This window comes from Ancylobacter crimeensis (assembly GCF_023016805.1).
Classification (GTDB): domain Bacteria; phylum Pseudomonadota; class Alphaproteobacteria; order Rhizobiales; family Xanthobacteraceae; genus Ancylobacter; species Ancylobacter crimeensis.
In genome coordinates this window covers 193,087-215,613 of the sequence record NZ_JALKCH010000003.1, presented here as the reverse complement: position 1 = coordinate 215,613, position 22,527 = coordinate 193,087, and the positions used below count along the sequence as shown (strand labels likewise).

The 22,527-nt window shown below is 67.1% G+C and carries 21 protein-coding genes; 7 read left to right on the top strand and 14 right to left on the bottom strand.

Annotation, left to right across the window (positions count from 1 at the left end; genetic code table 11):
- Positions 1–44: 44 nt before the first annotated feature.
- From MWN34_RS05240 to MWN34_RS05220, 5 genes are all read right to left on the bottom strand, one after another.
- Positions 45–1,514 carry a form I ribulose bisphosphate carboxylase large subunit gene (locus MWN34_RS05240; protein ID WP_247027283.1) on the bottom strand — a complete coding sequence of 490 codons (1,470 nt, stop codon included), beginning with the start codon at positions 1,512–1,514 and terminating at the stop codon, positions 45–47.
- Between the two features lie 98 nt (positions 1,515–1,612).
- Positions 1,613–2,698 (bottom strand): class II fructose-bisphosphate aldolase, encoded by a 1,086-nt coding sequence (gene fba, locus MWN34_RS05235; RefSeq protein ID WP_247027281.1) that lies wholly within the window; start codon positions 2,696–2,698, stop codon positions 1,613–1,615.
- 14 nt (positions 2,699–2,712) lie between these two features.
- Positions 2,713–4,668 (bottom strand): transketolase, encoded by a 1,956-nt coding sequence (tkt, locus tag MWN34_RS05230; protein ID WP_247027624.1) that lies wholly within the window; start codon positions 4,666–4,668, stop codon positions 2,713–2,715.
- 83 nt (positions 4,669–4,751) lie between these two features.
- Positions 4,752–5,627, bottom strand: a complete 876-nt coding sequence (locus MWN34_RS05225; protein ID WP_247027279.1) for a phosphoribulokinase — start codon at positions 5,625–5,627, stop codon at positions 4,752–4,754.
- Positions 5,628–5,640: 13 nt separating this feature from the next.
- Entirely contained in the window at positions 5,641–6,669 is a 1,029-nt protein-coding gene (locus tag MWN34_RS05220) for a class 1 fructose-bisphosphatase (RefSeq protein ID WP_247027277.1), read from the bottom strand.
- A 183-nt stretch (positions 6,670–6,852) separates the two neighbouring features.
- Here MWN34_RS05220 and MWN34_RS05215 point away from each other — a divergent pair, with 183 nt between their 5' ends.
- Positions 6,853–7,845, top strand: a complete 993-nt coding sequence (locus MWN34_RS05215; RefSeq protein ID WP_247027622.1) for a LysR family transcriptional regulator — start codon at positions 6,853–6,855, stop codon at positions 7,843–7,845.
- A gap of 30 nt (positions 7,846–7,875) precedes the next feature.
- Here the strand turns inward: MWN34_RS05215 and folB are convergent, their stop codons facing one another.
- The 3 genes from folB to MWN34_RS05200 are packed head-to-tail and all read right to left on the bottom strand — an operon-like array spanning position 7,876 to position 10,247.
- Complete coding sequence (gene folB, locus MWN34_RS05210) at positions 7,876–8,241, bottom strand: dihydroneopterin aldolase (protein ID WP_247027275.1); 366 nt, start codon at positions 8,239–8,241, stop codon at positions 7,876–7,878.
- 21 nt (positions 8,242–8,262) lie between these two features.
- Complete coding sequence (locus MWN34_RS05205; protein WP_247027620.1) at positions 8,263–9,306, bottom strand: hydantoinase/oxoprolinase family protein; 1,044 nt, start codon at positions 9,304–9,306, stop codon at positions 8,263–8,265.
- 5 nt (positions 9,307–9,311) lie between these two features.
- Entirely contained in the window at positions 9,312–10,247 is a 936-nt protein-coding gene (locus MWN34_RS05200) for an ATP-grasp domain-containing protein (protein ID WP_247027273.1), read from the bottom strand.
- A gap of 58 nt (positions 10,248–10,305) precedes the next feature.
- Between MWN34_RS05200 and MWN34_RS05195 the strand changes: the two genes are divergently transcribed.
- Entirely contained in the window at positions 10,306–11,004 is a 699-nt protein-coding gene (locus tag MWN34_RS05195; RefSeq protein WP_247027271.1) for a HisA/HisF-related TIM barrel protein, read from the top strand.
- Here MWN34_RS05195 and MWN34_RS05190 read toward each other — a convergent pair.
- From MWN34_RS05190 to MWN34_RS05165, 6 genes are all read right to left on the bottom strand, one after another.
- Positions 10,994–11,830 carry a triphosphoribosyl-dephospho-CoA synthase gene (locus MWN34_RS05190; RefSeq protein WP_247027269.1) on the bottom strand — a complete coding sequence of 279 codons (837 nt, stop codon included), beginning with the start codon at positions 11,828–11,830 and terminating at the stop codon, positions 10,994–10,996. The two genes, MWN34_RS05195 and MWN34_RS05190, sit on opposite strands and share 11 nt — an antisense overlap.
- Positions 11,827–12,750: a RimK family alpha-L-glutamate ligase gene (locus MWN34_RS05185; RefSeq protein WP_247027268.1), complete on the bottom strand. Its 924-nt coding sequence runs from the start codon at positions 12,748–12,750 to the stop codon at positions 11,827–11,829. The genes MWN34_RS05190 and MWN34_RS05185 overlap by 4 nt, the downstream gene beginning before the upstream one ends.
- Positions 12,747–13,703, bottom strand: a complete 957-nt coding sequence (gene mch / locus MWN34_RS05180) for a methenyltetrahydromethanopterin cyclohydrolase (protein WP_247027266.1) — start codon at positions 13,701–13,703, stop codon at positions 12,747–12,749. Before mch ends, MWN34_RS05185 begins: the two co-directional genes overlap by 4 nt.
- A gap of 9 nt (positions 13,704–13,712) precedes the next feature.
- Positions 13,713–14,849 (bottom strand): ATP-grasp domain-containing protein, encoded by a 1,137-nt coding sequence (locus tag MWN34_RS05175; RefSeq protein WP_247027264.1) that lies wholly within the window; start codon positions 14,847–14,849, stop codon positions 13,713–13,715.
- A 33-nt stretch (positions 14,850–14,882) separates the two neighbouring features.
- Entirely contained in the window at positions 14,883–15,782 is a 900-nt protein-coding gene (locus MWN34_RS05170) for an NAD(P)-dependent methylenetetrahydromethanopterin dehydrogenase (protein WP_247027262.1), read from the bottom strand.
- A 90-nt stretch (positions 15,783–15,872) separates the two neighbouring features.
- Positions 15,873–16,901, bottom strand: coding sequence for a beta-ribofuranosylaminobenzene 5'-phosphate synthase family protein (locus tag MWN34_RS05165; RefSeq protein WP_247027260.1), 1,029 nt, complete (start codon positions 16,899–16,901; stop codon positions 15,873–15,875).
- A 158-nt stretch (positions 16,902–17,059) separates the two neighbouring features.
- On the opposite strand from MWN34_RS05165, the gene MWN34_RS05160 reads away from it, so the two are divergent.
- From MWN34_RS05160 to MWN34_RS05140, 5 genes are all read left to right on the top strand, one after another.
- On the top strand, positions 17,060–17,455 hold the full coding sequence (locus MWN34_RS05160) for a 4a-hydroxytetrahydrobiopterin dehydratase (RefSeq protein ID WP_247027258.1): 396 nt from the start codon (positions 17,060–17,062) through the stop codon (positions 17,453–17,455).
- Between the two features lie 33 nt (positions 17,456–17,488).
- Positions 17,489–18,757 carry a formylmethanofuran dehydrogenase gene (locus MWN34_RS05155; protein ID WP_247027256.1) on the top strand — a complete coding sequence of 423 codons (1,269 nt, stop codon included), beginning with the start codon at positions 17,489–17,491 and terminating at the stop codon, positions 18,755–18,757.
- Complete coding sequence (locus MWN34_RS05150) at positions 18,754–20,418, top strand: formylmethanofuran dehydrogenase subunit A (RefSeq protein WP_247027254.1); 1,665 nt, start codon at positions 18,754–18,756, stop codon at positions 20,416–20,418. Before MWN34_RS05155 ends, MWN34_RS05150 begins: the two co-directional genes overlap by 4 nt.
- A 274-nt stretch (positions 20,419–20,692) precedes the next feature.
- On the top strand, positions 20,693–21,610 hold the full coding sequence (gene fhcD / locus MWN34_RS05145) for a formylmethanofuran--tetrahydromethanopterin N-formyltransferase (RefSeq protein WP_247027252.1): 918 nt from the start codon (positions 20,693–20,695) through the stop codon (positions 21,608–21,610).
- A gap of 1 nt (position 21,611) precedes the next feature.
- Complete coding sequence (locus MWN34_RS05140) at positions 21,612–22,409, top strand: formylmethanofuran dehydrogenase subunit C (RefSeq protein WP_247027250.1); 798 nt, start codon at positions 21,612–21,614, stop codon at positions 22,407–22,409.
- The last annotated feature ends 118 nt before the right edge of the window (positions 22,410–22,527 follow it).

Below are 22,527 nucleotides of genomic sequence, written 5' to 3'. Positions count from 1 at the left end.
TCTGGATGGTGCCGGAGCTGCCCAAGCAACTCCGGCCTTGCCGATCACTCGGCCGCGGTGACCTGCGGAACGAAGTCCGGCGTGTCGGTCGAGGAGTAGTTGAAGGTCACGTCCTTCCACGTATCCAGAGCTTGCTTCAGCGGCGTGCAGTTCTTGGCGGCCGCCTTCAGGATTTCCGGACCTTCGGCAAGGATGTCGCGGCCTTCGTTGCGAGCGAAGATCATCGCCTCGAGCGCGACGCGGTTCGCGGTGGCGCCGGCTTGGATTCCCATCGGGTGGCCGATGGTGCCGCCACCGAACTGGAGAACCACATCTTCTCCCAGCAGGTCGATCAGCTGGTGCATCTGGCCGGCATGAATGCCGCCGGAGGCGACGGGCATCAGCTTGTTGGTCGAGGCCCAGGGCTGGTCGAAGAAGATGCCGTGAGCAAGGTTCTGCGGCACGAAATCCTCACGACAGAGGTCGTAATAGCCCTTCGTGGTGTAGGGGTCGCCTTCCAGCTTGCCGACGACGGTGCCAGCGTGGATGTGGTCGACACCGGCCAGTCGCATCCACTTGGTGATCACGCGGAACGACACGCCGTGCGACTTCTGCCGGGTGTATGTGGAGTGACCCGCGCGATGGAGGTGCAGGATCATGTCGTTCTTGCGGGCCCACTTCGCCATGGACTGGATGGCGGTGTAGCCGATCACGAGATCGATCATGATGATGTTGGAACCGAGCTCCTTCGCGAATTCCGACCGCTCGTACATGTCCTCCATCGTCGCTGCGGTGACGTTGAGGTACGTCCCCTTGATCTCGCCGCTCGCAGCCTGTGCCCGGTTGACGGCCTCCATGCAGTAGAGGAAACGCTCACGCCAGTGCATGAAGGGCTGCGAGTTAATGTTCTCGTCGTCCTTCGTGAAGTCGAGACCACCCTTCAGCGCCTCATAGACCACGCGGCCGTAGTTGCGGCCGGACAGGCCGAGCTTCGGCTTCACGGTGGCGCCCAGCAGGGGGCGGCCGAACTTGTCGAGGCGCTCACGCTCCACGACGATGCCGGTAGCGGGGCCCTGGAAGGTCTTCACATAGGCGACCGGCAGATACATGTCCTCGAGGCGCAGTGCCTTGAGCGGCTTGAAGCCGAACACGTTCCCGATGATCGAGGCGGAGAGGTTCGCAATCGAGCCCGGCTCGAACAGGTCGAGGTCGTAGGCGATATAGGCGAACCAGGAGCCCGGCGCGTTCGGCACCGGATCGACCCGGTAGCACTTTGCGCGGTACTTCTCGCTGGCGGTAAGGCGGTCGGTCCACACGACGGTCCAGGTTGCGGTGGAGCTTTCGCCGGCGACGGCCGCAGACGCTTCGATTGCGTCGACCCCATCCTGCGGGGTGATGCGGAACACGGCGATGACATCGGTCGCCTTAGGCTCGTAGTCGGGCTGCCAATAGCCCATCTTCCGGTATTCCATCACGCCCGCGCTGTAGCGGTCGCGCTTCTTTTCGGCAGGCTTGGCAGTCTCGATCGTGCTCATTCTTCAGCTCCCATGGCTGTCCCGTTGACGCGCAGCATCGCTGGCGCCTGGTTTCTCTCTTCGGCGTTGGTTCGTTTGGTGCCCCCGTTGGGGTCATTTCATTCCGCTGCTGCGCGCGTGCCGCCGATCACCGGATCGAGGGCGCCGCTGGCATAGCGCTTGGCCATTGCCGCGAGCGGCAGGACCTTGATCTTCGAGGCCTGCCCGGCTGTGCCGAACTGCTCGAACCGCTCCCGGCATAGGTCGCGCATCGCGTCCATGGCGGGCTTGAGGAATTTGCGCGGATCAAATTCCGACTTGTTGGCCTGCGCAACCTTGCGAAACTGGGCCGTCATGGCGAGGCGGCAGTCGGTGTCGATATTCACCTTGCGCACGCCGTGGCGGATGCCGCGGACGATTTCCTCCACCGGCACGCCCCAGGTCTGGGGCATCTCGCCCCCAGCGGCATTGAAGAGGTCCTGCAGGGCCTGCGGCACCGAGGAAGACCCGTGCATCACCAGATGCACGCTCGGCAGGCGCCGGTGGATCTCCTCGATCACGTTCATGGCAAGGATGTCGCCATCAGGCTTGCGGGTAAACTTGTAGGCGCCATGGGACGTGCCCATCGCAATGGCAAGGGCGTCCACCTTGGTGCGCGCCACGAAATCGACCGCCTGGTCGGGATCCGTGAGCAGCTGGTCGTGGCTGAGCTGACCTTCGGCGCCATGGCCATCCTCCTGCTCGCCGCTCCCGTGCTCCAGCGAACCCAGCACGCCGAGCTCGCCTTCCACTGACGCGCCAACCCAGTGCGCGGCATCGACCACCCGGCGGGTGATGTCGACATTGTAGTCATAGTCGGCCGGGGTCTTGGCGTCGGCTTTCAGGGATCCATCCATCATCACGGAGGTGAAGCCGTGCTGAATGGCCGAGAGGCAGGTCGCCTCGTTGTTCCCGTGGTCCTGATGCATGCAGAGCGGGATGTGCGGGTACATCTCCGCGAGTGCCTCGATCATCTTTGCGAGCATGATGTCGTTGGCATAGGAGCGCGCGCCGCGGCTCGCCTGCATGATGACGGGGGCGTCGACCGCGTTCGCGGCCTCCATGATGGCGAGTCCCTGCTCCATATTATTGATATTGAAGGCGGGAACGCCGTAGCCTTGCTCGGCAGCGTGGTCGAGAAGCTGGCGAAGGGTGATGCGGGCCATTGTGATATCTCGCGTCAGGCGCAGGTGAGCAGGGTACAGGCGGCGTCAAAGACGCCTTCGGGCGTGATGCCGAACTGCGCGTAGAGTTCAGGGGCGGGAGCGGAGGCGCCGAAGCCTTCCATGCCGACAAAGCGTCCCCGTTCGCCGATCCAGCGGTCCCAGCCCATGCGGGCTGCGGCTTCCACCGCGACACGCGGGGCCGTGCCGAGCACCTGGCGGCGATAATCGTCGCTCTGCTGCTCGAACAGTTCCCAGCAGGGCATGGAGACGACCGCGGCGTCGACACCGCGTGCGGCGAGAAGATCCGCGCCCTTGAGCGCAATCTCGACCTCCGAGCCGGTGGCGAGCAGGGTGATGTCACGCCGGCGGGCCGGCTTGCGGATCACGTAAGCGCCGCGGGCCGTGAGATTCTCCTCGGTGTGCTCGGTACGGAAGGTCGGAAGGTTCTGGCGTGAGAGCGCCAGTACCGACGGGGTGCCTTCCGAGTGGAGCGCATGATGCCAGGCCTCCAGGGTCTCAACCGCGTCGGCGGGCCGGAAAACATGGAGGTTCGGCGTCGCCCGGAGCATGGCGAGATGCTCGATGGGCTGGTGGGTGGGTCCATCCTCGCCAAGGCCGATGGAGTCATGCGTGAAGACGTAGATCGTGCGCAGACCCATCAGCGCCGAGAGGCGGATGCCGCCGCGGGCATAGTCGGAGAACACCAGGAAGGTGCCGCCATACGGGATGAAGCCCTTGTGCAGCGCGATGCCGTTCATCGCCGCGCTCATCGCATGTTCGCGGATGCCATAGTGAATGTAGCGGCCGCCGAACTTGCCGGGCGCGATCGAGCCGAGGCCCTTTGTGATGGTGAGGTTCGAGTGCGTGAGATCCGCCGAACCGCCCACCGTCGCGTCCGTAGCCGCATTGATGACGCCGAGTACCATCTCCGACGACTTGCGGGTTGCGACCTTCGGTGCCGTTTCCGAGAGCTCGCGCTTGTAGGCGAGGAGCTTCTCGTCGAAATCGGCAGGAAGAGCACCCGAGACCGCATTCTTGAAGGCGTCGCGCTTTTCGGAAATGGCGAGCCGGTCTTCCCAGGCCTCGCGGGCAAGGCGTCCGCGTTCGGCGATCTGCTCCCAGGCGGCACGGATGCCTGTGGGGATCTCGAAAGGCGCGTGATGCCAGCCGAGCCGGTCGCGGGCGCCTTCGATCTCAGCGGCGCCGAGCGGGGCGCCATGGACACCCTCGGTGCCGGCCTTGGTGGGAGCGCCGTAGCCGATGGTGGTGCGGCAGGCGATCAGCGAAGGCTTGCGGGTGTTGCGGGCCTTGGCGATGGCGTCGATCAGCGCGTGATGGGCATGGCCGTCGATGCGGAACACATCCCAGCCGGCAGCTTCGAAGCGGGCGAGCTGGTCCATCGAGGTCGATGCAGAGGTCGAGCCGTCGATGGTGATGCCGTTGTCGTCCCACAGCACGATCAGCTTAGACAGCTTCAGGTGTCCGGCGAGGTCGATGGCCTCGTGGCTGATGCCTTCCATGAGGCAGCCGTCGCCGGCGATCACATAGGTGTAGTGATCGACCACCTCGTCGCCGAAACGGGTGTTCATCATGCGCTCGGCGAGCGCCATGCCGACGGCCGTCGAGATGCCCTGGCCAAGAGGGCCCGTAGTCGTCTCGATGCCGAGGGCGTGGCCATATTCCGGGTGACCGGCGGTCTTCGCGCCGAGCTGGCGGAAGCGCTTGATCTCCTCGATCCCCATGTCGGCATAGCCGAGCAGATGATGGATCGAATAGAGCAGCATCGAGCCGTGGCCGGCGGAGAGGATGAAGCGATCGCGGTCCGGCCACTCGGGCTGGGACGGGTCGATCTTCATGAAGCGGGTGAAGAGCACGGTCGCCGCATCAGCCATGCCCATGGGCATGCCGGGGTGGCCGGACTTCGCCTTCTCCACGGCGTCCATGGTGAGTGCGCGGAGCGCATTGGCCATGTCGCCGTAGGGGATTTCGGTTGCCCCGTCGTGCGGGCACAGGACCGGAACGGTGGTCTTGGTCAGCATGGTATCCTCCGGGGTCACGCGGCACGCCGCTTCTTTTCGACGAGATTGAGGATCATCGGCGTGAGGATCAGCTGCATCGCGATGTCGAGCTTGCCGCCCGGGATCACGATGGAGTTGGCGCGGCTCATCCAGCTGCCTTCGATCATCGAAAGCAGGTAGGGGAAGTCGATGCCGCGCGGGCTCTTGAAGCGGATGACCACGATCGATTCGTCGGCGGTCGGGATCCAGCGGGCGATGAACGGGTTCGAGGTATCGACCGTCGGCACGCGCTGGAAATTGATGTCGGTATGGGTGAACTGCGGGCAGATGTAGTTCACGTAGTCCGGCATGCGACGCAGGATGGTGTCCGTCACCGCTTCCGTGGAATAGCCACGATGGGACCGATCGCGGTGGATCTTCTGGATCCATTCGAGATTGATGACCGGAACGACCCCGATCTTGAGGTCGGCATAGCGGGCGACGTCGACATTGCCGCTGACGACCGCGCCGTGCAGACCCTCGTAGAACAGCAGGTCGGTGGGGGTCGGGATCTGCTCCCACTCGGTGAAGGTCCCCGGCTTTCCGCCGAATTCGGCGGCTTCCTTGTCGTCGTGGATGTAGTGCCGGGTCCGACCGGTGCCGGTCGCCGAATAGGCGCGGAACGTCTCCTCGAGCTCCTCGAACAGGTTCGAATCCGGCCCGAAGTGGCTGTAGTGGTGGTTTCCGCGAGCTGCCTCGTCAGCCATGACACGCTTCATTTCGGCGCGGTCATAGCGGTGGAAGGCGTCGCCCTCGATGTAGGCGGCGGCAACTTCCTCACGCCGGAAGATCTGTTCGAAGATGCGGCGAACCGAGGTGGTGCCGGCGCCGGACGAACCGGTGACGGAAATGATGGGATGATGGAGCGACATGATGCACCTTCCCTCACGCCCGCAGGAGGCCGCGCTTGCCGAAGAGCGGCGCGCGTTCCGGCAGATCGGCCGAGCCGATCTGGTAGCGGGCGATACGCTCGACCTCGCCCCGTGAACCGAAAACCAGCGGGATGCGCTGATGCAGCTTCGAGGGGATGATGTCGAGGATCCGGCGGCTGCCATCGGTGGCGCGGCCGTCGGCCTGCTCCATCACGAAGGCAATCGGGTTTGCCTCATAGACCAGCCGCAGCCGGCCCTTCGCGTAGCCTTTGCGGGCGTCGCCGGGATAGAGATAGACACCGCCGCGGGCGAGGATGCGGTAGGCCTCGGCCACCATGGAGGCCACCCAGCGCGTGTTGAAGTCCTTGCCGCGCGGGCCGTCGGCGCCGGCCTGGCAGTCTTCGATGTAGCAGCGGACCGCATTGTCCCAGTGTCGGGCATTGGAACCGTTGATGGCGTATTCGTTTGTTTCCGCCGCGATCGAGACGCGCTCATTCGCCAGCAGGAACTTTTTCGACAGGCGGTCGTGGACGAAGATCTGGGTGCCTTCGCCGACGGTCAGGACCAGTGAGGTCTGTGGGCCGTAGACAAAGAAGCCGGCGGCCAGCTGCCGGTTGCCGGGCTGGATCAGGCTGTTCGGCCCGGTGAACGGCAGGATCGAGAAGATCGTGCCGACTGAGATGTTGGTGTCGATGTTGGACGAGCCGTCCAGCGGATCGACGGCGATCGCCAGCATGCCCGAGGGCGAGAGCGCGACCGGCTCCTCGGCTTCCTCGGAACCGAACACGGCGACCGGCGCGAGGCGCAGCGCCTCGAGCACGAGGCCGTCGGCGATGGCGTCCAGCTCCTTCTGGCTGTCGCCACCTTCCTCGTGATAACCCCTCACCTTGGCCATCTCGCCAGCCAGCGGGCCGGCTGCGATGAGTTCGGCGATCTTGACCGCGGCGCCGGCCAGGGCGTGCACGCTTTCGGCGACCCCCTGACGCAGAGAGTCGGCTCCGGCCCACCCCGCGAGGTGGTCCTGCAATGTCTTGTGTGTCACGGCGTTTCCCCAGGATGTGTGGAGGTCTTTGACCTTCTGGCGTGTCGTTTCCGTAAAACCTTCGAGCGGGGGACCCGAAGCGGCGGACGCCTTTTGTTGATGGCAACATGCACGACTTGGCGGCGTAAGGAAATTCGAATAATCTTTTGTAAACTTTCAGTAAGAATGAATGACAATCACGCCATGCGCAACGTCACCCTGAAACAGCTCCGCGCTTTCGCCGCCGTCATCGACACCGGCACCGTCACCGGTGCGGCGAAGGTCCTCAATGTAACGCCGCCGGCCGTCACCATGCAGGTCCAGCTACTGGAGGACCAGCTTGGCCTGCCGCTGCTGGATCGCGCCGGCGACCGTTTCCAGCCCAGCGACGCCGGCCGCGAGGTGCTTGGCGCCGTAGCGCGAATCGAACACGCGCTCGCCGATTGCGGTGCTGCGCTCGACGCGATGAAGGGGCTCGATGCCGGGCGGGTGGCGGTCGGGATCGTTTCGACTGCGAAATATTTCGCCCCGGCCGCGCTGGGGGCCTTTGCCCGCTCGCATCCGGGCATCGACGTGATTCTGACGGTCGGAAATCGCGAGGACATCATCGCGGCGCTGCGAAATGATTCGATCGACGTCGCGATCATGGGGCGGCCGCCTGTCGATATTGCGGTCGACAAGACCCTGCTGGGGGCTCACCCTCACGTCATCATCGCGCCAACCACCCATCCATTGCTCGGGCGGCGCATTTCGGCCACGGACATGGTGGGCGAAACCTTCCTCATGCGAGAGCCGGGTTCGGGCACCCGCAACCTGATGGAGCGCTTTTTTCAGGATGCCGGCGTAGAGCCGAAGATCGGCATGGAGATCGGCTCGAACGAGACCATCAAGCAGGCGGTCATGGCCGGGCTCGGCCTTTCGTTCATCTCGGCGCACACAGTGGCGCACGAAGTGAGCGATGGTCGGCTTGCCTTGCTCGACGTCGAAGGACTGCCGGTGGTGCGGCAATGGTTCGTGGTCAAGCGATCGGCCAAGAGGCTGACGCCCCCGGCCGCGGCACTGAATGACTTCCTTGCCCGACGGGGCTCCGATTTCCTTCCGCAGTCCATCGCACCGGCACCCGCGCGTGACTCAGGGGCCGATGGCAGCGAGGATGCACCGGCACCTGCGCGTCGCAAGCCAGCAAAGGCATCCTGAGGCACCAAGCCGGCGCCGATGACAAACGCCTCACCCGCGCGTGCGGGTGATATCTACGCCAACGTCGCGAAACACTCCGGCGATCGGTGCCGACGGCTTGTGGACTTCCACGCGAACCTTCTCGATCCGCCCGAACCTTTTCAGGATGGCCGCGGCAATGCCCTCGGCGAAGGCTTCGAGGATGTGGAAGCGATGCTCCGCCGAGACGCGCGTTACCGTCTCGTAGACCTCCTGATAGCCGACTGTTTCCTCGTAATCGTCATCCCGCGCTGCCTGGCGTGTGTCGAGCCACCAGTCGATATCCACCACGAAGCGCTGCCCGAGCTTCGCCTCCTCGGGATAGAGCCCGTGATGGGCGAACAGTTCGATGCCGCGGAGGAAGACACGGTCGGACATGGGTCGATTCTCGCAAGAAGGTCAGGAAGAGAGGGCGGCGGACAGGAGACCGACAGCGACGGCTGGCGCGCAATCGGCGGCTTCCTGGCTCAGGGCCGGCTCGTCGGTCAGCACGTCGCCCAGATCGAGATAGGCGGCCCCGCGCCGTTCGGCGAGCCGGCGCGACAGGAGACGGCCGACGCCCGCGCCGACCACCAGCTCCGGCTCGAAGTCGAGGCCGGACAGCACGCAGTCGAGCGCGCGGCCAATCCGCGTTGTTTGCGCCTCCGCGAGATGCCGGGCAAGCCGGGTCGCCCGCGGCCGGGTTGCGGCGGAGAGATCCTGCGCGACCATCCGGAGCAAGCGCCGCGCACTGGCTTCCTCGGTCTTCGGTCCATTATCCGCGGCAGGATGAAGATCGGCGGCTTCCGCGAGATCCCCGGTCAGCCGGTGGACGTCGGCACTCGTGGCGAAGAATTCCGCCGCCAGCGGCACCCAGCGCCCGTCGAAAGGAGCACTCTCGGCCATCGCCATCACCGCCGTGCGCACGACGCCGGTATAGATCAGCTCATTGTTGGCGAGGCGCTCCGCGTCGGTGAAGCCGCGTGCTGCCACCCGCCCCTTGCCGAAGGGGATGATGTCCGTCGTGGTGGAGCCGATGTCGAGAAGGACTCCCTCCGGCAGCAGATGGCCGAGCACGGCCGCGGTTGCGTACCAGTTGGCCGAGGCGATGGTCGCCGAGTGTGCGGCGGCGTCCTGCGGTTCCACGAAGCCCTCCGGCCCGGCGAAAAGAGCGAGCGGCGCGTTGCCGAGCTCACGCACCAGAAGGGCTGTCGTTCCAATGACGCCGGCGTGCCTGTCCGGCCAGAGATCCGCCACCTCGGCCGTCATGGTCACGGCAGAGGGCACGCCCGGTTCGAACCCGGCGCGCAAGGTGCGCAGCGTGGTCGCAAGGTGCTCTTCGCCGCGCCAGATGGGGCAGGGCGCAATCCGGATCGCCTTCAGCCTGCCATCCTTGCCGAAGGCCGCCAGCTTCACATGCGCGCCTCCGACATCCCAGCCAAGGCGCACCACGCCGGTCATCATTTCGTTCAAAGTCGCACCTCGAAGGGAGTCGCAATGGGAAGGTAGGGCAGGTCCGGCACCACGCCGTCGCGTATCAGTTCGCCGATGAACGCGACAGGATTGATTGCCAGTGCAGGACGCAGGCCGGCATAGGACGTCGTCAGCCGCGGATTGATCTCGATCACCATCGGCCCCTCGCGGCTCGCGATGAAGTCGACGCCGACGAGGCCGTGCAAACCGGGAAGTGCGGAATAAATCCGCTTCGCAAGCGCGAAAAGCTCGTCCGTGACGGGTTCGGCACCCACCGTTACGCCGTGGAACAGCAGCCGATCATCGCTGCGCACGACGTGCTGATGGTTCACGGCGAGCACATGGGCCCGCCCGCTCTGGCACAGTAGAGTGAGGCTGCGGGGGGCGCCCTGGACATAAGGCTGCACGACCGCTCCGGTGAGGCTCGACGAGGGCCGGTTCGCGATGACGAAGGTGTCGACGCTGCCGGCCCCATCGTCCGGTTTCACCACGAACGGTCCCGTCGCATCGGCTGGCACCTCGTCCGGGCGCCAGCTCGTGACGACCCGGATGCCGGCGGCGGCGAGGGCCCGCGACGTAGCGTGCTTGCTGGCGCAGATGTCCAGCGTTGCGGTATCGCAGGCGATCACGCGGGGATTGGCGCGGCGCATCAGCGCAGCGAGGGTGGCCAGTTCGCCGCCGGTTTCCGGAGCGATCGGCCAGCAGCAATGCGCCTGCCCCGACAGTTCCTTCCATTTTTCCCGCGCGGGAATACCCGCTTCGACCACGCTGCTCTCGCCGCGGGGGGGCGGTGGCAGACGTGAATCATGCGTGGTGACGACGCGCACGCCGGGCAGGTCTTCGAGATCGCCGATCAACGCGTCGCGCATCAACGTGGCTTCGGCTATCAGGTCCACCGGCAGGTCGGCTCCTTCAAAGCCGCCGCCGGTCACCGTCTCGCATACGAAGACGAGCATCCGACCATCCATTTGGTGGTGAGGGAGGAAGGGCGTGGAACTTATACCGGTCCTCGATCTGATGGGAGGGGTGGTGGTACATGCGCGCAGGGGAGAGCGAGATCGCTATCGCCCGATCGAGACGCCGCTCTGCCCTGGCTCCGATCCCTTCGCGATTGCCGAAGCGTTGCTCGCCCTCGCGCCGTTCCGCACGCTCTATATCGCCGACCTCGATGCGATCCGCGGGAGGGGCGATCATGACGCCGTCATCGGCGCACTGCAGCGCCGACACCCCGGCCTCGCATTGTGGGTGGATGCCGGGGAAGGTACGCCCGAACGCGTGTCGCGTCGTGTCTCGGCGGGGCTCGGGCGGCCGGTCGTGGGTACCGAATCGCTGGCAGGCAGCTCGGCGGCCCGCACCGTTCTCGCTGGGGAAGGCACGATTCTCTCGCTGGACCATGACGCTCGCGGCCGAATGGGGCCGGACGCGATCCACGACACGCCCGCACTCTGGCCGGACGATCTCATCGTCATGACCCTTGCGCGCGTCGGTTCCGATGCCGGGCCGGATATCGCGCGGCTCGCCGAGGTTCAGCAGAAAGCAGGCCGCCGGCGCGTTCACGCCGCAGGCGGAGTACGCGATACCTCGGACCTCGACCGGCTGACCGGGCAGGGGGTAGCCGGTGTCCTCCTCGCCAGCGCCCTGCATGACGGACGTCTTGATCCCGCGACCCTGCGCCGCTTCACGGGTTGATCAGGCCCTCGAGCCGCGCGACGAACAGCGTCGCAACGGTGAGGTCGGCGCTGGTTCCGGGATTGAGGCCGCGCGCCTTCAGGCTTGCGTCGAAGGCAGCGAGGACCGGATGGCGGCGTTCGCTGCCCTCTCGCCACGGCGTCGCAAGATCCACCTCCCGCGCCTCCTGCTGAACGCGACGGGCGGTTTCAAGCCCGAATTTGCGTTGGATATGGCTGTCCGGGAAAGCTGCCATGAAGGCGAGATGCACCGCCTCCGCGCGGGCATCCGGCGGAACCCGGGCGATGCAGGGCAGGCCGACGGTGAAGATGTCGGCAAAGCCGGAGACATATTGACGCGCGATCCGGTCGCGGTCTGCGGCTGCGGCCATGGCCTGCTTGAGTGTGATGGTCGCGGCCTCTGCGACGTCATGCTCGCCCGTACGTCCCAACCCACCCGGATTGGCGCGGACGATCGCGCGAAACGCCGCCGCGGCATCCTCAACCGTCAGCCCGTCCAGCACGGACTGCAACGCAGTGCGCAGGATCCCGCCGCGTTCGGCTGCGCTAGCGAGGGGCGCACAGAGCAGGACGATACCGAGATTGGTGTTGAGGCCCGTCGCGCCGAAGGAAGCATTGACTGCCGCCTCGATCCGCGCCCCGACGCTCGCGTCCGGTTGCGCGATCAACGGCGCCGCCGCCGCCGCCGCCCGCTCGAAATGGACGACGTCCATGCAGTGACCGGCGCTGAAACGGTGCACATTTCCCGGCTTGAGACCATCCAGTTCCTCGCGGCAGGAGGCCTCGAACCATGCGGCAATAGTGACCGCGGGCAGTCCCGCGTTCACGCCGTCGCCCTGGCGCCGAGCGAGGCGACGAGATGCCCGGCCATCGCGCCGGCGACATCGATGTCGGTCGTGCGCTGGAGGCCCTTCCAGGCCGGCATGGAGTTCACTTCCAGCACGGTGAAACGGCCCTGCGCATCCTCGATCAGGTCGACGCCCGCATAATCCGCGCCCACGGCGTGCGTAGCCCGCACCGCATAGGCGGCGGCAATCCCGTCGACCGGGGCCGGGATGCCCGCCGCACCCTGGTGAATATTGGTGATCCACCGCTCCGAGCGACGGATCATAGCCGAGATGGCACGGCCACCGACGACATAGACGCGCCAGTCCTGGAACATGCCGTCATTCTGCCGCCCCTCGACGAACTCCTGCAGGTAATAAACGCCGCCCACCTTCTCCGGCTCCGGCAGGGCGTCCCGGGGAGCGATCCGCCTGATCCCCTTGCCCTGCGCGCCGAACATCGGCTTCAGCACGCTATCGCCAGGCGCCTCGTCGACCAGTGCCTGCATCGCCGCACGATCTTCCCGCACGAAGGTACGCGGCGTCGGCAGGCCCGCCTTGGCAATCAGGAAGCTTGTCATGCTCTTGTCGACGCAACGCTCGATGGCGCGGGCGTCGTTCATCACCTTTACTCCGAGCTCGCGCAGCGCATGCAGCAGGCTGAGCCGCACCGTGATCTGCTCGGTGGTCCCCTTGGCGATGACGCGGATGAACACCGCAGCCGGCAGCGCGCCGTCGAGGCCGGGGATCAGCAGCCCGTGCGGGGTCTCGCCGATGGCGAAACCGCAATCGTTCAGCGACAGTACCAGCACGCGCAGACCCTGCTTCTCGATGGCGAGACGCAGGGTGCGTGTGTGCCAGTCGGCATCTTCGGTGAAGATGACGACCGTATCGGCGCGGCGATGGGCGTCGGGGTCGATCATGCGAAGGACCGGTCGAGGATGTCTTCGTGGAAGGCGCCGAATGTGAAGCTGCGGCCGGTTTCCAGCGCGGTCACGGTAACGCGGGCCGGGCTGAAGAGCATCGGATCCATGGCGTAGAAATCGCCCTTATAGCCGGTGAAAATCTCGGCGAAGGTGCGCCCGTGGTCGCGCGAGGTGGAGGAGGGCAGGCCCTCGGCCAGTTCGCGCGCATCGCTCTCCGGCCCGGTGACGAAGAGCTGGACGTCGCCACCATACAGCGTCGCGTCATTGGTACGACCCATCGCGGCGACGAAGTCCGGCGCCGGCGGGGGCAGGGGGGAGGCGCCGATGCCGTCCACGACCCGGTCGAGCGGGAAGTGCAGCGCATGCGTCTTGTGCAGGGCGACCTCCAGCACGCGGGCGACGATCTGCACCGTGCCGGCGAGGCTGGAGGTGGGGGTGAGGATCATGGTGAGATTTTCCGGCGCCACCCCGCATTCGCTGGCGACATGGGCGACCAGTGTATCGGGGGGGAGCTTGTCCACTTCCAGCACCAGCGCGGCGCGGCTCGCGGTGTCGCGATAGCCGAGTTCGCCGAACAGCGTTTCCTTTGCCCACAATGCGCGTGCCGGACCGGAGCCGAGGGCGAAGAAATCGCCTTCCGCAAGGCTCCAGCCGGCATATTGGCTGCCGAGACAGGCGAGCACTGGATTGGCGGTCGTCACCGTCACCATGTTGCTCCAGCGCGGAAAGCGGGCGCTGGCGGCGATACCGACCTTGCCGAGCCCGCCGAGACAGATTTCGCCGATCCGCCGCCCGGCTTCGATCCCGCCTGGCACGGCAATCCCGGCATCGACGATCCGCGCGCCGCAGGCGCTGCGCGTGACGGAGAGCCGCAATACGTCGGCGTCGGCCACGAGGGCGTCGACCAGAGGCCCGGCAAGGGCGGATACGCTGGGGCTGGCGTGGCTCATGTCAGTCTCCTACTGGACGCGGCCCGGCTGGGCGGCGATCAGCGCGTCCCAGATTCCGGCCATGCGCATGGCGAGTATGGCGCGTGCCCTCTCCGCATCGGGAGCGTGGCTGCGCACGGTGCAGACGGGTTCTCCCTTTCGGATCCGCCGGCCAAGGGATGGCCGGTCGGCGATGTCCTCAGGAAGGGGAGCGAGGTGCATGTCGATATCGGCCGCGGCATAAAGTACGCCCGCCGCGCGTGCGCCGTCGAAGCGCTCAACGCTCATCGATCCGGCCTCCGGCAGCATGCCGGAGCAGGCATCCCGATGCAGGGTGAGCAGCGGGGGCAACGGGGGATGGTCGAAGACATCCAGCGTCGCGCCGGGGCGTGGGTTGATCTCGAGGAGATGCCACACCGCGCCATCGACCATCAGGTCCGCACTCATGAGTCCGACAAGGCCGATCGCGTCGACGAGGCGATCGAGTGCATCGGCGATCCCAATGGAGGTCAGGATGGGCAGTTCGATCGGCCCGACGGCGCCGCCATAGCGATAAGGGCTACCCTGCGCCGGCGCACACCATTGTTGCGAGAAGGCAAGGATGCGTGCCTTCCGCCCATTCCCGAGGAACAAGGCGGAGACCGGCTCCCCGGAGACCTTCTCCTGCAAATACCAGCCTTCATGGCGCACACGCCGTGACGGACGCACATGCCATCCGCCCGAAGCGCCGGTCTTCTTCGCCAGGGTGACTACGCCATCAGGCGCCCTGTCGCAGAACAGCCGCGGATGGGGAATGCCGAGTCGGCTCGCGAGTGCGGCGAGGCCTTCGGGATCCTTGACCCGCGCGATCCGCGCCGCGTCATTGCCGAGAACCGGTCGTGTCGCCGCGATCTGCGCCACGAGTTCGGGCTCGTCCTCGAAGCCAGTGCCGAGCACGGCAGGCAGACCTGCGGGCGCATTGGCGTCGAGCTTTTCCATCAGATCGTCGGCATCGAAGGCGAGGCGGCCCGGACGATGCCGGACCTCGATCGCCTTCGACGAGAGCGCGGAGGTGTCCTCGTCGCGGAACAGGTCGAGCACGATGGGAACGTGGCGGGCGCGACGAGCCGCGCCCGCCAGCACGCGGGCGGAAACGCCCACGATGACGAGATCAGCATCGCCGTCCATCAGCCTTGTCCCACCATGCCGTGCCTGCGCCGTCTACTTCCCGAGCAGCGACCGCGCGAGGGTGAAGGCGTCCTCGAACCCGATATTCAGGGCGGTATCGGTCTCGCGCATTCTCTTCAGCAACTCGTGCTGCACGCGATACTTCACATGACCGATGGCCAGCGCGCCGATGCCGACCGCCTTGCCGCTGATCGGCTTGCCGTCGTCGTTAGCCTCGACCCCGGCGATACCGGGCGGCGGCACGGCGTTCACGTCGGCTGCGACCAGCAGCTTGCCGGCATAAGCGAGGTTGGCCTCGGTGAGGATCTGGATGCCCGCCTTGCCGCAGGCGAGCACGACCTCGGCGTCGGGCACCAGCGCGTTCTTCTCCTCGTCATTGCGGGCGGACGCGCTCGCAAGATCGACATTGAAGCGCACCTTGAAGTCCGCAGCCTTGAGCCGGACGGTGTCGACATCGCGATGGCTGACCAGCGTAACATCCGCCCCCGCCTGCGCCGCGATCACCGCCGCGATACCGCCGACCACGCCCGTCGCGCCATAGACCTGCACCTTGGCGCCCTTGAGCCCTTCGGGGCGTACGGCGGCGATCTTCTCCTCGACCTTGGCGATCATCGCCGCGGCGGTGGTGAAGGAGCCCGCCGGATCGACGAAGACCGAAATCTGGAAGGGTGGGAACAGCGCGGAGGTCGCTTCCTTCGCCATGTCGAGCGCGAGGCTGGCGTCCTTGCCGCCGATGAACAGGCCGGTGCGCGAGGCATGATCCGGCGCACGCGAGAACATCATGTCCTGCGTGAGGTCGGTCATCTCCTCGAGCTTCACCCGCGAATAGGGCAGGATGGTCGTGTAGCCGGCATCGACCGCCATGTTCACGTCGAACGGGCTGACGTGGGCGAGGGGCGAGACGATGTGAAGAATCGGAGCCTTGTCCGCCATGTCGTTTCGATCTCCAAGGGTCGTCGGGCCGTTGCGGCCTCTTCATGCGGGGAGAAGGATAGCGACGCGGGCTTTCGCCAAAACCGCCGCTCAGCGCTGCGCGAGGCAGGCAAGCCGTTCGATCCGCGCTCCGGCATTGCTGCCGCGGACGCAATCGAAAGCCAGATGAGGCGACGCACCGAAGCGGGCGCGCACCTCGCCGATCAGTCGCTCCGCCTCGTCGGGCGAGCCGAGAAAAGCGAAGCCGGTTGGACCCCAGGAACTCTGGCCGACGCCGGGCACGCCGGCCGCCTCGATCCACGCCATGACTTCGGCGACATGAGGGCTCGTATAGCGGCCACCCTGTACGCCCGCATAGTGGTCACCGAGCAATCTCTGCATTTCCCCCACGGCTTCGCCGAAATGTCGCACCTGATCCTCGACGAGCGCGGGGAGCGCCTTCATCACGGTGAGCCGGGCGAGGGTGCCGGCGAGGCCATTCGCGAAGGGCGGAAGCTCGTTCATCGCCGTCACTTCCTCAGACCCGCTGAGGCCGCGATGGCCGTGGTCGTAGACGAGCAGGATGCGCCAGTGCTCGGGGAAGGGCAGGCGGGAGAGGATGGGCGGGGGGGCGTCTCCCGCACCGGTCCCCACTGCCTTGCCGCCGTCGAGGATGACCCCGCCGTCGGTGAAGGCGCCGATGCCGATGGCCGAACGTGCGCCGCGCCCGAGCGCTTGGGCGATCTCGCGCGGCGTCAGAGTCTTGCCCTGCAGCGCGGCAAGCCCGGCAGCGACCGCGAGCGCCATCTGAGTGCCGGAGCCGAGCCCCGAATGGGGCGGCAGCGCGGCCTCGACATGGACCTTAACGCGCGTATCGAGATCGAAGCGACGTGCGGCTTTTTCGACCGCGGCGGCCGCCCTTTCCGCATCGGGCCCGGTCGCCTCGAGTGCCGCCGCGCGCTGTAGCGAGACGATCGTGGCGGGCCGTTCGAGGCTCACGCCGAGGCTGCCGAAGCGACGCCCGAGCGTGCCGGCGAGGTCCAGAAATCCAAGATGCAAGCGACCCGGCGCGGTGACGCGCACCACGGCGTCATCCGCTTCCGCGCGGGCCGCATCCAGGGACAGACGTGTTGTGTTCACAGGCGTTTCCTCGTCCCCATCGTAAGGCCTCGGCCGGTTTTTCGACAAGCGCGGCGGATGCGGCATGATTGTTTGCCGTCGCGGCAGAGGGCGTGCTACCGAATCCGGCATAGCCGTCCGCGCCAGAACGGGCGGGACCCGAGCGGAGGATGAACGCCATGGCGATCGATCCCGATAAAATCGATCCCAAGAAGACCCTCTCCGACCAGGAGATCGCCGCCCGCCTTGCCGCCGAGCTTCCCGCCTGGCGGCTTGAGGATGGCTGGATTCGCCGTACCTACCGCACCTCGAGCTGGAAAGGTACGCTGATGGTCATCAACACGGTCGGGCATCTGGCCGAGGCCGCGTGGCATCACCCGGACATCACCGCCTCCTACGCCTGGGTGGAGGTGCGGCTCATGTCGCACGACGCCAAGGGCATCACCGAGCGCGACCTGCAGCTCGCGAAAAAGATAGAGGATGTCGTGGGTTGGCAGCCGGGCGCGGAGCCCGGCACAGCGCTGGCGGGAACGCCCCATGGGGATCTCCGGTTTGCCTATATCAAATATGACTGAGCCCGTTTCATTTGCATTCAGAGCACGTTGAGCATGTCAGAGATTGAAAGCGCTCCGCGCACCGTCCGGGACGTCGTCTGCGGCTTCTGCGGCCTCGGCTGCGACGATCTGACGGTGGAAACCGACGGGCGCATGGTGCGCGCCCGCGACGTGGTCTGCCCGGAGGCGGCGAAGCTCTTCCTGCGCCGCGCGGACGCCCCGGTTCCGCAGTGCAGTCAGTCCGGTGTGGTGACCAGTGAGTCCGATGCGCTCGACGCCGCGCGGGTCCTGCTGGCCGGCGCGAAGGCCACGTTGGTCGCCGGGCTCGGGGTCGACATCGACGGCGGCCGCGCGGTGCTCGATCTCGTCGGCCGGTTCGGCGGGGTCATCGACCATTACGCATCGGAAGGCCTGTTCCGCAACTACACCGCGGCCCAGCGCACCGGCTGGCTGTCGACCACGCTCGCCGAGGTCCGCAACCGCTGCGATGTGCTCCTCGTGATCGGCGACGACCCGACCGCCGTGTTCGGCCGCCTGTTCGAGCGCATCGTGCCGCCGAACCCGCTCTTCGCGTCCTCCCGCAAGGTCATCTTCCTCGGCGCCGCGCCGGGGGAGAAGGCGCGCGGGCAGCTCGGCCATGCCGACATCGTGCATCTGGAGCCCACCGACCTCGTGGCGGCGCTGGAGGCGGTGGTCGGCGGGGTGCAGGGTCGCACCCTGCGCGGGGAGACGATCGGCGGCGTGCCGACGGCCGATCTCGCCGCCGCCGCCGCGGCGCTGAAGGATGCCGGCTACGCCGTCGTCACCTGGAACAGCGCCACGCTGTCCGGCGATGGCGGGCAGGTCGGCGCGCTGGTGGCGGAACGCGCCACCGCGCTTGTCGACGCGCTGAACGTCACCACCCGCGCCGGCGTGTTCCCGCTCGGCGGGCGCGATAACATCATCGGCGTCAACCAGATGCTGCTCTGGCGCATCGGCTATCCGCTGCGCACCGCCATCCGCTCGCAGATCGCCGAGCATGACGGCACCCTGTTCTCGACCGCCGCCGCCCTGAAGGACGCCGACCTCCTGGTGTGGGTCTCGGCCTTCCGGCCCGAGCCGCCGCCGGAATTCGACGGGCCGGTCATCGCCATCGCCCATCCGGAGACGCGCTTTGCGCGCCCGCCGGAAGTGTTCATTCCCGTGGGAACCCCTGGCATCGACCATGCCGGCACGGTGTTCCGCATGGATTCCATCGTAAGCCTGCCGCTCGGCGCCCTGCGCGTCGCGACGCTGCCGAGCGTCGCCGAGGCTGTGCGCCTCATCGCGGGAGAAGCGGCATGAGAGTTCGACTGACCGGCGGCCGGGTCCTCGACCCGACCCATGGCGAGAACGGCGTCGCCACCGGCGCCACCCGCACCATCGAGATCGCCGACGGGCGCCTCGTCGAACCGACGGACCTTCCGGCCGAGGAATACGACCTCGGCGGCGATATCGTGATGGCCGGCGGCATCGACCTGCACAGCCACATCGCCGGCGGCAAGATGAACCTCGCCCGCCTGCTGATGCAGGAGGACCGCCGCGCCTATCCCGAGATGCCCGGTGCGTTCTGCGGCTGCGGCGGCGGGCGGGCCAGCCCTTCCGCCCACGCCACCGGCTGCCGCTATGCCGAGCTCGGCTACACCACGGTGTTCGAGCCGGCGATGGTCGGCTCGAATGCCCGCGGCGCGCATCTGGAGATGGCGGACATCCCCAATCTCGACACCGGCGCCTATCTGGTGCTGGGTTCGGACGATTACCTCCAGCGCCTGCTGGCCACCGGCGCGGCGCAGGAGCAGATCAACGCCTATGTCGGCTGGATGGTCGAGGCGACGCAGGCCTATGCCATCAAGATCGTCAATCCGGGCGGCATCAACGCCTTCAAGTTCAACGCCCGCAAGCTCGACCTCGACGAGGCCAACCCGCATTACGGCAACACCCCGCGCAAGGTGTTGCAGACGCTGATCCGGGCGGTGACCGAACTGAACCTGCCGCACCCGATCCATCTGCACGGCTGCAATCTCGGTGTGCCGGGCAATGACGAGACCACCATCGCCACCATCGCGGCGGCGGAGGGGCGGCGGCTGCACCTCACCCACCTCCAGTTCCACTCCTACGGCACCGAGGGCGACAAGCATTTCTCCTCCTCCGCGGCGCGCATCGCCGAGATGGTGAACGCCAATCCCAACATCTCGGTGGATGTCGGGCAGGTGATGTTCGGCCAGACCATCACCGCTTCCGCCGACTACATGTCGCAATACCGCAACCGCCCGCTCGGCAGTCCGAAGAAGTCCATCGGCATGGACATCGAACTCGATGCCGGCTGCGGCGTGGTGCCGTTCGAATATCGCGACCGCAATTTCGTCAACGCCCTGCAATGGGCGATCGGGCTGGAGCTGTTCCTGCTGGTGGAAGACCCGTGGCGGATCTTCCTGACCACCGACCACCCCAATGGCGGCCCCTTCACCACCTATCCGCACCTGATCCGGCTGCTGATGGACCGCGACTTCCGCAACGCCCAGCTCGCCACGCTGAACAAGGCGGCGCAGAAGCACACGCTGCTGCCGGAGATCACCCGTGAATATTCGCTGGAGGAGATCGCCATCCTCACCCGCGCCGCGCCCGCCCGCATCCTGAACCTGAAGGACAAGGGCCATCTCCGGACGGGCGGCGTCGGCGACGTGGTGGTGCACACGCCCGATTCCGATGCCGAGAAGATGTTCTCGAAGGCCCGCTACGTCTTCAAGAACGGCACGCTCATCGTGAAGGACGGCGAGATCGTCGAGACCGTGACCGGCACCACCCATGTCGCGCGGCCGCAATTCGATCGCGGCATCGAGAAGGACATGGACCGCTGGTTCGACGAAGCCATCGGCCTCAAGGCGAAGCATTTCCGCATTTCCGACGGAGAGCTGCGCGGTGGCGCCGGGCCGACCATCCTGAAATGCGAGAGGACGGGCTCGTGAGGACGGGGGCGGGATTTCCCTCCGGCGGCGATGCTTCAAAGCCCTGCGCCGCCGTGCGCTTCCCCTTAGCCTCTCCCCAAGGCGGAGAGCTCGGCGCATCGCGCCGGGAGAGGGGGAAAGGCGGCCGCTCGTCGGTGAGGGCCGGCTTCGCAAGGGCGCGCGTCGTTCCATGTCTTCGCGGCTCCGCCGCGTTCCGTTTCCCATCTTCCGCTTCGTCCCGTCCCGGCCGCATCGGCCGCGCGGTGGGGCGGCCGAGCCTTCGAGAGACCGTCCGATGATCATCAACGGCGTCGAGATCCGCGACAGCTTCGCCGAAGCCTTTCCCATGGTCGGCACGAGGCTGATCATCACCGCCGACACGCCGGACTGGGCGCTGACCGCCGGCCGCGTCACCACGGGCTTCGCCACCTCCGTCATCGGCTGCGGCTGCGAGGCCGGCATCGAGCGCACGCTGGCGCCGGAAGAAACCCCCGATGGCCGCCCCGGCGTTTCCATCCTCATCTTCGCGATGGATTTCGGCTCGCTGAAGAAGGTGGTGCCGCTGCGCCTCGGCCAGTGCATCCTCACCTGCCCGACCACCGCCTGCTATGCCGGCGTCGAGGAGGGCAAGCGGGTGCCGATGGCCAAGACGATCCGCTATTTCGGCGACGGCTACCAGATCTCCAAGAAGATCGACGCGAAACGCTTCTGGCGCGTGCCGGTGATGGAGGGCGAGTTCGTCTGCGACGAGGACACCGGCTCGGTGGAAGGTGTCGGCGGCGGCAATTTCCTCATCCTCGCCCGCTCGCGCGGGCAGGCGCTGAAGGCGGCCGAGGTCGCCGTGGCGGCGATGACGAAGGTGCCGGGCAACATCCTGCCCTTCCCGGGCGGCGTGGTGCGCTCCGGCTCAAAGGTCGGCTCGAAGTACAAGGGGCTCTTCGCCTCCACCAACCACCACTACTGCCCGACGCTCTACGGCACGGTGGACAGCGCGCTGACCCCGGAGACCGGCTCGGTGATGGAGATCGTGATCGACGGCGTGAGCTTCGATTCGGTCGCGGCCTGCACGAAGGCGGGTATTGCCGCGGTGTGCGAGCTGGGCGCGGCGGCGGGTGTCATCGCGATCGACGCCGGCAATTACGGCGGCAATCTCGGCCCGTTCCACTTCAAGCTGCGCGAGATCATGGGCGCTGACGCCACGGGGGCTAAGTGAGATGGCCGGACTTCACCTGAAACCGCGCGCACCCTTCGCCACCCGCGCCGACCTCACCGGCATCACCCCGAGCGGGCTCGCCGGGCTCAGCCGCGCCGAGATCGAACGCCTCGCGGTGCCCCATGGCGCGGCGCGCCTGCCGCTGGCGGAGCTGTTCTTCGTCGAAAGCGGACCGGACGGCGTGCTGCTGATCGAGATCGGCGACGAGCGGCTCGACCATGTCGGCGCCGGGCTGGAGGCGGGCGAGATCATCGTCGATGGCGCGGTCGGCGCCTGGGCCGGGCAGGGCATGAGCGGGGGCGTGCTGCGCATCGCCGGCTCCGCGGGGGCCTTTCTCGGCGCGGAGATGTCCGGCGGCGTGATCGAGCTGGCCGGCCATGCCGGCGAACGGGCGGGCGGTGCGTCCTCCGGTTCGCGACGCGGCATGTCGGGCGGGCTGCTCGCCATTCGCGGCAATGCCGGTCCGTTTCTGGCCGAGCGCCAGCGCGGCGGGCTCATCACCGTGGGCGGCGCGGCGGGCGAGGGGCTCGCCACCGATATGATCGCCGGCACCGTCGCGGTGGCGGGCGGGGCCGGGCCCCAGCTCGGCCGTGGCATGAAGCGCGGCACCGTGCTGCTGCACGCCGCGCCCGAACTGCCGGCCGGCTTCATCGACACCGGCAGCCACGACATGATCGCGCTGCGCCTGATCGCCCGCCGGGTGCCGGAGCTTGCCGGCTTCCTCGGCGGCGCCACCCACGCCCGCCGCATCGTCGGCGATACGCTGATGGGCGGGCAGGGCGAGGTGCTGGTGGTCTGAGCCGCCGCCGCGCCGAGCCGCCGCTCCTTGCATCGCTGCACACCAACGCCTGCGCGCCCGCGCCTTCCCGCGGGCGCCGCCGCCGCCTAGATGAGCCGGGCGCGGAACCTGCGCTCAG

Coding starts and splice junctions, on each gene's coding strand:
- MWN34_RS05205 (WP_247027620.1), bottom strand. CDS start 9,306: ATGATGACCGGCGTGGTGCGCCTTGGCTGGGATGTCGGAGGCGCGCAT.
- MWN34_RS05175 (WP_247027264.1), bottom strand. CDS start 14,849: ATGGACGGCGATGCTGATCTCGTCATCGTGGGCGTTTCCGCCCGCGTG.
- fba (WP_247027281.1), bottom strand. CDS start 2,698: ATGGCCCGCATCACCCTTCGCCAGCTTCTCGACCACGCTGCCGAGCAA.
- MWN34_RS05185 (WP_247027268.1), bottom strand. CDS start 12,750: ATGATCGACCCCGACGCCCATCGCCGCGCCGATACGGTCGTCATCTTC.
- MWN34_RS05160 (WP_247027258.1), top strand. CDS start 17,060: ATGGCGATCGATCCCGATAAAATCGATCCCAAGAAGACCCTCTCCGAC.
- MWN34_RS05140 (WP_247027250.1), top strand. CDS start 21,612: ATGGCCGGACTTCACCTGAAACCGCGCGCACCCTTCGCCACCCGCGCC.
- MWN34_RS05215 (WP_247027622.1), top strand. CDS start 6,853: ATGCGCAACGTCACCCTGAAACAGCTCCGCGCTTTCGCCGCCGTCATC.
- MWN34_RS05225 (WP_247027279.1), bottom strand. CDS start 5,627: ATGTCGCTCCATCATCCCATCATTTCCGTCACCGGTTCGTCCGGCGCC.
- folB (WP_247027275.1), bottom strand. CDS start 8,241: ATGTCCGACCGTGTCTTCCTCCGCGGCATCGAACTGTTCGCCCATCAC.
- MWN34_RS05240 (WP_247027283.1), bottom strand. CDS start 1,514: ATGAGCACGATCGAGACTGCCAAGCCTGCCGAAAAGAAGCGCGACCGC.
- MWN34_RS05150 (WP_247027254.1), top strand. CDS start 18,754: ATGAGAGTTCGACTGACCGGCGGCCGGGTCCTCGACCCGACCCATGGC.
- fhcD (WP_247027252.1), top strand. CDS start 20,693: ATGATCATCAACGGCGTCGAGATCCGCGACAGCTTCGCCGAAGCCTTT.
- MWN34_RS05170 (WP_247027262.1), bottom strand. CDS start 15,782: ATGGCGGACAAGGCTCCGATTCTTCACATCGTCTCGCCCCTCGCCCAC.
- MWN34_RS05155 (WP_247027256.1), top strand. CDS start 17,489: ATGTCAGAGATTGAAAGCGCTCCGCGCACCGTCCGGGACGTCGTCTGC.
- tkt (WP_247027624.1), bottom strand. CDS start 4,668: ATGGCCAATGCGCTCCGCGCACTCACCATGGACGCCGTGGAGAAGGCG.
- mch (WP_247027266.1), bottom strand. CDS start 13,703: ATGAGCCACGCCAGCCCCAGCGTATCCGCCCTTGCCGGGCCTCTGGTC.